Here is an 8,773-nt window from a genome sequence, read left to right as displayed (position 1 = left end):
GTACGGTCCGTGCTCCAGCCGCAGGTCAAGGGCCTCGGCGAGCTGGTGCCGGTCGCGCTTCGGCAGGGGCAGAGCGTCGACATGGAGGAGGTCGTGAAGGCGCTGGCCGCCGCTGCCTACTCGCGCGTCGAACTCGTGGAGAAGCGCGGCGAGTTCGCCGTGCGCGGCGGCATCCTCGACGTCTTTCCGCCCACGGAGGAGCACCCCCTTCGGGTGGAGTTCTGGGGCGACGAGATCGAGGAGGTCCGCTACTTCAGGGTCGCCGACCAGCGGTCGCTGGAGTCCGCGGAGCACGGGCTGTGGGCACCCCCGTGCCGGGAGCTGCTCCTGACCGACGACGTACGGCAGCGGGCATCCGCCCTCGCCGAGGGCCACCCGGAGCTGGGCGACCTGCTCGGCAAGATCGCCGAAGGCATCGCCGTCGAGGGCATGGAGTCCCTCGCACCGGTTCTCGTCGAGGACATGGAGCTGCTGCTCGACGTCGTCCCCAAGGGCACGATGGCCGTCGTGTGCGACCCGGAGCGGGTGCGTACGAGGGCGGCGGACCTCGTGGCGACCTCGCAGGAGTTCCTTCAGGCGTCGTGGAGCGCGACGGCGATGTCCGACACCGGCGCCGCCCCGATCGACCTGGATGCGGCCTCCCTGTGGGGCATCGCGGACGTACGGGCGCGAGCCCGCGAACTGGACATGATGTGGTGGTCGGTCAGCCCGTTCAGCACGGACACCGGCCTGGACACCGAGTCGGACGAGGCCGCGGAGGACGTCCTGCGGCTGGGCATGCGCGCCCCCGAGACCTACCGCGGCGACACCGCTCGCGCACTCGCCGACACCAAGGGCTGGCTGTCGGCGGGCTGGCGGTGCGTGTACGTCACCGAGGCGCACGGCCCCGCCGTCCGTACCGTCGAGGTGCTCAGCAACGAGGGCATCGCGGCCCGCCAGGAGGCGGACCTGGGCGGGATCGCGCCGTCCGTCGTGCACGTCGCACGCGGCTGCCTCGACAACGGCTTCGTCGACCCCGGCCTCAAGCTGGCCGTCCTCACCGAGACCGACCTGTCGGGACAGAAGGCGGCGGGCCGCGAAGCCGCCCGCATGCCTGTCCGGCGCCGCAAGCAGATCGACCCGCTCACCCTCGTCCCCGGCGACTTCATCGTGCACGAACAGCACGGCGTCGGCCGCTACGTCGAGATGGTCCAGCGCACCGTGCAGGGCGCCACCCGCGAATACCTGCTGGTGGAGTACGCGCCGGCCAAGCGCGGGCAGCCCGGCGACCGGCTCTTCGTGCCCACGGACCAGCTGGAGCAGGTCACCAAGTACGTCGGCGGCGAACAGCCCTCACTGCACCGGCTCGGCGGCGCCGACTGGACCAAGACCAAGGCCCGGGCGAAGAAGGCGGTCAAGGAGATCGCCGCGGACCTGATCAAGCTGTACTCGGCGCGCATGGCCGCCCCCGGGTACGCCTTCGGCCAGGACTCCCCCTGGCAGCGTGAGCTCGAGGACGCCTTCCCCTACGCCGAGACCCCGGACCAGCTGACCACGATCGGCGAGGTCAAGGAGGACATGGAGAAGTCGGTCCCCATGGACCGCCTCATCTGCGGCGACGTCGGCTACGGCAAGACGGAGATCGCCGTACGCGCCGCCTTCAAGGCCGTGCAGGACGGCAAGCAGGTCGCCGTCCTGGTGCCCACCACGCTGCTGGTGCAGCAGCACTTCTCCACCTTCACCGAGCGCTACGGGCAGTTCCCCGTCAACGTGCGGGCGCTGTCGAGGTTCCAGAGCGAGAGCGAGGCCCGCGCGGTCGTCGAGGGGCTGCGGGAGGGCACGGTCGACATCGTGATCGGCACGCACCGCCTCTTCTCCTCGGACACCAAGTTCAAGGACCTGGGCCTGCTCATCGTCGACGAGGAGCAGCGCTTCGGCGTCGAGCACAAGGAGCAGCTGAAGAAGCTCCGGGCGAACGTGGACGTGCTGAGCATGTCCGCCACCCCCATCCCACGCACCCTGGAGATGGCCGTGACCGGCATCCGCGAGATGTCGACGATCACCACCCCGCCCGAGGAACGCCACCCCGTGCTGACCTTCGTCGGCCCGTACGAGGAGAAGCAGATCGGGGCGGCCGTCCGTCGTGAACTGCTGCGCGAGGGGCAGGTCTTCTACATCCACAACCGTGTGGAGTCCATCGAGCGCGCGGCGGCGCGGCTGCGTCAGATCGTGCCCGAGGCACGCGTGGCCACCGCGCACGGACAGATGTCGGAGGGTGCGCTGGAGCAGGTCGTCGTCGACTTCTGGGAGAAGAAGTCCGACGTGCTCGTCGCCACCACCATCGTCGAGAACGGCATCGACATCTCCAACGCCAACACCCTGATCGTCGAGCGGGGCGACAACTTCGGGCTCTCCCAGCTCCATCAGCTGCGAGGCCGGGTCGGCCGGGGCCGCGAACGCGGCTACGCCTACTTCCTCTACCCGCCCGAGAAGCCGATGACGGAGACCGCGCACGAGCGGCTGGCCACCATCGCCCAGCACACCGAGATGGGCGCGGGCATGTACGTGGCGATGAAGGACCTGGAGATCCGCGGTGCGGGCAACCTCCTCGGCGGCGAACAGTCCGGCCACATCGCGGGAGTGGGCTTCGACCTGTACGTCCGCATGGTCGGCGAGGCCGTCGCGGACTACCGCAACACGCTCGAGAGCGGCGGCGAGGTGGAGGAGGCACCCCTCGAGGTCAAGATCGAGCTGCCGGTCGACGCGCACGTGCCGCACGACTACGCACCCGGCGAGCGGCTGCGCCTCCAGGCGTACCGCGCCATCGCCTCCGCCAACTCCGAAGACGACATCACCGCCGTCCGCGACGAACTGACCGACCGCTACGGCCCGTTGCCGGAACCGGTGGAGAACCTGCTGCTCGTGGCGGGCCTGCGCATGCTCGCCCGTTCCTGCGGCGTCACGGACATCACCCTCCAGGGCTCCAACGTCCGCTTCAGCCCGGTGGAGTTGCGCGAGTCGCAGGAGCTGCGGCTCCAGCGGGTCTACCCCCGCTCGATCATCAAGCCCACCACCCGGCAGGTGCTGGTGCCCCGCCCCAAGTCGGGCGGCATCGGAGGCAAGCCGGTGGTGGGGCGCGAACTGCTCGCGTGGGTGGGCGAGTTCCTCACGACGGTGCCGGGAGCCTGAGCGGCGGCGTCCACGTACGGTGCCCGTCCGGGCGTACCGCCCCCGCAGCGGGGGCGGTACGCCCGGACGGCTCGTCCCGAGCGGCGCGTTCCCAACCGGTCTCCGGCCGCTGTCCCGGTCAGGGGCGGCCCCGGGCGCCGAGCGGGAAGACGACCTCCGGGTTCGCCGGTGAGGGGCCGTTCAGCAACGGCTGGGGGACACCTCGCAGATGCCGGTCGAAGAAGGCGCCCACGTACGCCCGCGTGATCTCCCCGGAACGGTCGCCCGGCAGCGGCGCCTCGGGGTCCGTCATGCCCAACTGGCCCGCCAGCACGGGCAGATCGTTGAAGGTGAAGTGCCCGGCACCGGTGACGGTGATCCAGCGCTTCCACCCGTCCAGACGCGCCCAGTTGCGGTCCCAGCTCCCGTCGCCGCCCGGGCTGTGCCCCGATGACGTGCCGAACAGCATGAACGGCCGTCCGCCGAGCCCGCCTTGGGGCACCGGCGCGAAGAAGCTGCCGTCCAGGTTCACCCCGGCCCGTACCCGTGGATCGTCCGCCATGGCCTGAGCCGCGGCGTTCCCACCGATGGAGTGCCCCGCCGCACCCGTCCTGTGTCCGTCGATCATGCGGGCGTGCCGCCACGCCGGACGGTGCCCGCCCAACTGGTCGAGCAGGAAGGAGATGTCGGCGGAACGGCCCGTGGCGACCTTCGCCAGCACCTGCGACTCCTCACCCTCCGGGGCGTCCTCCACCTCACGGCACGCGGCGCACGTCGTGAAGCGGCCGTGGGGGAAGGAAGTGCCGAACGACTCGTAGGCGTGGTCGACGGCCGCGACCACGTAACCGCGTGCCGCCAACTCCTCGGCGAGCACGCTCAAGGTCGTCCGCTGGAGCGTGAACCCGGGAGACAGGACGATCAGCGGGTGCCTTCCCCCTACGGGACGCGCCCCCGTACGGGCGTTGGCGCGTACCGAAGTCACGGTGTCCACGGGCACTTTCCCGTCGAGCCGCTGTCCTTCCAGCATGGCCTTCGCCTCGGGCGCCGTCATGTACGGGGCACGGCCGGCGCCGGTCCCGCGGCGCGCCGGGAAGTACATCGAGACCATCAACTCCCGCGCACCCGCCTGCGGCACCCACGGGTCGGTCCGTGAACGGTCGAGGAGGTGAAGGGTGTCGCGGCCGACGGCGTGACGGCCCGTGGGGCGTGGCAGCCTCAACGTCTCCGGGACCGGATCCGCCGCGCCTTCGGAGGCGTTCGCCACACGCGCGGGAACGACAGCGGCGCCGTCCCGGCCGGCCGCGACGGCCGTCCCCGCGGAAGTGACGGCGGACAGAGGCGCGACGAGCGCGAGCACCGTCGCCGCCGCGACGGCGGACCGCCGCACACGGGTTGGGAGCGCGGTCGAGCGCCGGGAGGTTCGTACATGCATGGCCGAAGCCGGATTCATGGGCATGAACGGGACGCTACGGAGCGGACGTCGGCGTCCACCATCCGGCAGACCCCTGAAAGAGGGTGGGGAAACCCGGAGTTCGCCGTCCGAGCACACCCGGCGAAGGCGCCGTCATGGGAACGTAAGCTCGCCCCGGGCGGCCGGCCGGCTCCCCGCCAGGCGCCAACCACCCCGACGGGAGCACCGCGTGTCACGCCGAGGCCCTCTGCGAACCGTCCTCATCTCCCTCTCCCTCAGCGCCTGTCTGCTGAACGCGGGATGTCAGAGCGCAGGCGGGGGTGCCGACGGCGACACGGACGGGGGTGCCACGAAGAAGCCGAGCGCCTCACCGTCGTCGGCCTCGCCCAGCGAGAAGCCGTCCTCGCCGTCGCCGGAGACCACGGTGCCCGCCCCAGCGGACGGCCCGGGCACCAGCCCCTTCGCCAACCGCCGAGGCACCGCGCCCGGCCTCGCCCAGCTCACCGTGCCGGGAGACAGGGCGAAGGCCCGCGACCTGATCGCCACCGTGGAGACCAAGGGCCGCGGCCCCAGGACCGGTTACGAACGTGACGCCTTCGGCTACGCCTGGATGGACACGGCCGAAGGCATACCGCTGGCGCGCAACGGCTGCGACACCAGGAACGACGTACTGGCCAGGGACGGGAAGGACCTGGAGCGCGAGTCCGGATCGGACTGCGTCGTCATCTCGATGACGCTGCACGACCCGTACACCGGCAGGACGATCGAGTGGCGCAAGCAGGAGGCGACCGAGGTCCAGATCGACCACGTCATGCCGCTCTCCTACGACTGGCAGATGGGCGCCGCCCGTTGGCCGGAGAGCAAGCGCGAACAGATCGCCAACGACCCTCTCAACCTCATCCCCGTCTACGGCCGCTCCAACAGCTCCAAGGGCGACTCGGGCCCCGCGTCCTGGCTGCCGCCGGACAAGCGGATCCGCTGCTCGTACGCCGTGCGGTTCACCCAGGTCGCCCTCAAGTACGAGCTGCCGGTGACCGCGCCCGACAAGCGGACGATGCTGGAGCAGTGCGGTGGATGAGGCTGACCCACCGAGCGGTTCCGGGTCGACGCCCGGACACGCGCTCTCCGTACGGCGGGACCGCGGAGAGCACGGAACGCACGGGTAGTGGAAAGTGCCCGGAAGAGGCCGGCAGTCCGGCCGGATCACCCGCTGCGTGCCTCCGAAATCGAGGAGCACGCCACCCGTTTTCACCGGAATCGTTGTCGGGAAGAGAGCTGAAGCGGTGGTCTCCACCACCCTCGACTACCTAACATCGATCAACGCCAAGGTCCTGCACCACCGACGCACGACCCCTCGCCGCCGCCCAGGAGGCCGCATGTCCAGCACCACCAGAAGCCGTCGCCGTAGGTACGCGCTCACCGTCTCCGGTGCCGCCGCGCTGCTCGTCGCAGCACCGCTGCTCACCGCGTGCGGCAACGAGGCGCACCCCGGCGCAGCTGCTGTGCTGGGCGGAGACCGGATCACCATGGGGCAGTTGCAGGGCAAGGTGAACGCCGTGCGCGACGCACAGCGTGCCGCCCCCCGAGGCGAACAGCTGATCAAGGGAAGCGGCCAGCTCACGCGGGCGACCCTCGACGGGCTCATCCGTGACCGCATCGTCAAGAAGGCCGCGAAGGACGCCGGGGTCTCCGTCACCCGCCGCGAAGTGGGCCAGGCACGTGCGCAGTTGCAGGCACAGGCCGGCGGGTCCAAGAAGCTGAAGCAGGTGCTGCTCCAGCAGCAGGCCATCGCACCGGGCGAGATCGACAACAGGCTGCGGATGCAGCTCCTGGTCGACAAGATCGCCAAGGCCGAGGGCATCGACCCGCGTTCGCAGCAGGGCCCCGCCGAGCTGAACGACAAGTTCTCCAAGACCTCCGCGGCAATGCACGTCGACGTCAACCCGCGCTACGGCAAGTGGGACACCAAGAAGGCCACCCTCGGCAACGCCTCCGACCCCTGGCTGCGCGACCTCACGGGCCGGCAGGCGGACCTGCAGCAGCAACAGCAGCAGCCCTCCTGAATCCCGCGCACGCCGGTAAGCCCCGCACCGCCCGTCCCGGGCCAGGCCCGGGGCTTCGGCGGTGCTGCGTTACGTTCGTCGCGTGAACGCATCATCTGCCCGTACCGGCCGCATCGTCCTGCTCACCACCAGCCACCGCGTGGCACCCGGACTGCTCTCCTGGCCCGCGTGGGAGACGCTGCGCGCCGCCGACCTCGTCGTCTGCGCCGATCCGGAGCACCCGCAACTGCCGTACCTGCGGGAGGCGGGCGTCGCGGTGGACGCGGGCGGCGAGCTCAAGGCCGCCGAACTCGTCGACGCGTGCGCGGAGGACCGCACGGTCGTCGTCATCGCCGCCTCGGAGGGTGAGCCCCGGCTGACGGACGCGCTCGCCGCCATGGCCGGCTCGGGACGCACGACGATGCCCGAGCTGGAGCTGCTGCCCGGCTCGTACGACCTGCCCGGCGCCCGGCTCCTCGACCTCGTCCAGGTCATGGACAGCATCCGCCACGACTGCCCCTGGAGCAGCGTGCGGACCCATGAAGGGCTGGCCAAGTACGGCATCGAGGAGATGTACGAACTCGTCGAAGCCATCGAGGAAGACGACCGGGGAGCCCTGTGCGAGGAGCTGGGGGACGTGCTGCTCCAAGTCGTCTTCCACGCCCGCATCGCGCAGGACGACCCGGACGAGCCCTTCTCCATCGACGACGTCGCCGGGGGCATCGTGGAGAAGCTGATCCGCCGGCACCCGCACGTCTTCGGCGAGGAGCAGGCGGCGACGCCCGAGGAGGTGCGGCAGCTCTGGCTGCGTACCAAGGCGGTGGAAAAGCAGCGGGAGTCGGTGACGGAGGGGATCCCGCTGGGGCAGCCCGCGCTGGCGCTCGCCGCGAAGCTGGCCGGGCGGGTGCGGCTGGCGGGGCTGGACGTGCCGGAGGGGCCGGAGGGGCTTCCCGTGGCGGGCCGGGGCGCAGGTGAGGGTGGTGGTGACGGCGTCGGCTATGAGCTGCTGGCTCTGGCGGTACGGGCTGAGGCGGAGGGGACCGATCCGGAGACGGCCCTGAGGGCTGCGGCCCGGACGTACCGCGACGCGATCCGTGCCGCGGAGGGCCTGGCATCGGATGGCGAAGCGCTGTAGCCGGGCTGGCCCCGCCCGAATCGTGAGCGGTGCTCTCGCTCCGGACGGGGGGTGGGCGGCGCGGCACGTGATCTCGGCGGCGATTGGCGCTCCGCTCCGAGAGCACTGCTCTTGGCGAGGGGGAACGGGTGGGTGCTCCGTTCCGAGAGCGCCGCTCCCGAGGCGGGGAACGGATGGTGCCTGGCGTGGGCACCGGTCCCGGCACGCCCCGACTCTCGCCCCGGAGTCGAGCCCTGCTCCGCTCCTGGAGCACTGCTCTCGAAGTCGACTAGGAGCAGCAGACGCATCGCCGACCTCCGCTCCACTCCGAGAGCGGTGTTCGCAAGGGGGAGCACCCGAACCGCTCCGGCCCGGCACCCGCACCATTCGGCCCCAGCGGCCGAACCATTCCGCCCCCGGTGCCGGGCCTACACAGGCCCCCTCCGCCACCAGCCGGAGCGCCCCGCCGCACCGCGCGCGGCCCGCGATTGCGCGGCCTGTGCACCGCCATGGCACTGCGCCAGGCGATCACGGCACGGATCTCCCACACCGCTCCTGCACACCCGACCCGCATACCGCTCCCAGCGCGGGTACTCGGCAGCCATGTACGTAGCGCTCGCGGGCCTCGCCCCGCTCGAGACACTGGCCGACAACCGTGACCTGCTGGTCGGTATCGCCCCCCTGGTGGCGGGCATCGTCGTCGTCGTCGGGCTGATCATGGCCGTCTCCTACGGCATCCGCATCCGCAAGAGGGGTGATCAGCGGCCCTCCAGCCCGGGAGAACGCGGCCCGGACGAGCCGAAGGGCTACGAGACGACCCACCGCGTCCCGGACGAGGTGCCGCACGACGGGGAGCGGCGCATGCCGTACGACTTCAAGGACTTCGACTCCGACAGTCACCCCGGTGAGCACGAGCAGCCGCCGCCGAAGTGGGACGAGGGGAGCAGCGGCTCCTTCGGCAGCGGAGGCCCCGGCCGCACCTGACACCGGGTACCTCTCCACGACGGTGGCGCTTCGGGCGTGGGCGCCCGCGTAGGGGCGTGCCGGAGGGGCAAGCGC

The 8,773-nt window shown here is 71.3% G+C and carries 6 protein-coding genes; 5 read left to right on the top strand and 1 reads right to left on the bottom strand.

The genetic code is table 11. The features are described 5' to 3' along the window. A partial coding sequence (gene mfd / locus H5J26_RS25220; RefSeq protein ID WP_181768265.1) for a transcription-repair coupling factor occupies positions 1-3,168 on the top strand: 3,168 nt, incomplete at its 5' end. Between the two features lie 118 nt (positions 3,169-3,286). Here the strand turns inward: mfd and H5J26_RS25215 are convergent. Next, the gene (locus tag H5J26_RS25215; protein WP_419183849.1) at positions 3,287-4,597 is read right to left on the bottom strand and encodes an alpha/beta hydrolase family protein; all 1,311 of its coding nucleotides are present in this window, start codon (positions 4,595-4,597) and stop codon (positions 3,287-3,289) included. A gap of 190 nt (positions 4,598-4,787) precedes the next feature. On the opposite strand from H5J26_RS25215, the gene H5J26_RS25210 reads away from it, so the two are divergent. The 4 genes from H5J26_RS25210 to H5J26_RS25195 all read left to right on the top strand — a co-directional run bounded on the left by H5J26_RS25210 (position 4,788) and on the right by H5J26_RS25195 (position 8,698). Beyond that, complete coding sequence (locus H5J26_RS25210; RefSeq protein ID WP_309238062.1) at positions 4,788-5,636, top strand: HNH endonuclease family protein; 849 nt, start codon at positions 4,788-4,790, stop codon at positions 5,634-5,636. A gap of 298 nt (positions 5,637-5,934) precedes the next feature. After that, a complete protein-coding gene (locus H5J26_RS25205) occupies positions 5,935-6,621 on the top strand; it encodes a SurA N-terminal domain-containing protein (RefSeq protein ID WP_181768263.1) in 687 nt (228 codons plus the stop codon). Between the two features lie 82 nt (positions 6,622-6,703). Then, on the top strand, positions 6,704-7,735 hold the full coding sequence (locus H5J26_RS25200; protein ID WP_181768262.1) for a nucleoside triphosphate pyrophosphohydrolase: 1,032 nt from the start codon (positions 6,704-6,706) through the stop codon (positions 7,733-7,735). A gap of 582 nt (positions 7,736-8,317) precedes the next feature. Then, positions 8,318-8,698, top strand: coding sequence for a DUF6479 family protein (locus H5J26_RS25195; RefSeq protein ID WP_181768261.1), 381 nt, complete (start codon positions 8,318-8,320; stop codon positions 8,696-8,698). Positions 8,699-8,773: the final 75 nt, after the last annotated feature.

This window comes from Streptomyces albidus (ex Kaewkla and Franco 2022) (genome assembly GCF_013870515.1).
In the GTDB taxonomy this organism is placed as follows: Bacteria; Actinomycetota; Actinomycetes; order Streptomycetales; family Streptomycetaceae; genus Streptomyces; species Streptomyces albidus.
Note: the sequence above shows the minus strand (reverse complement) of the source record. Positions and strands in the feature narration are given on the sequence as shown.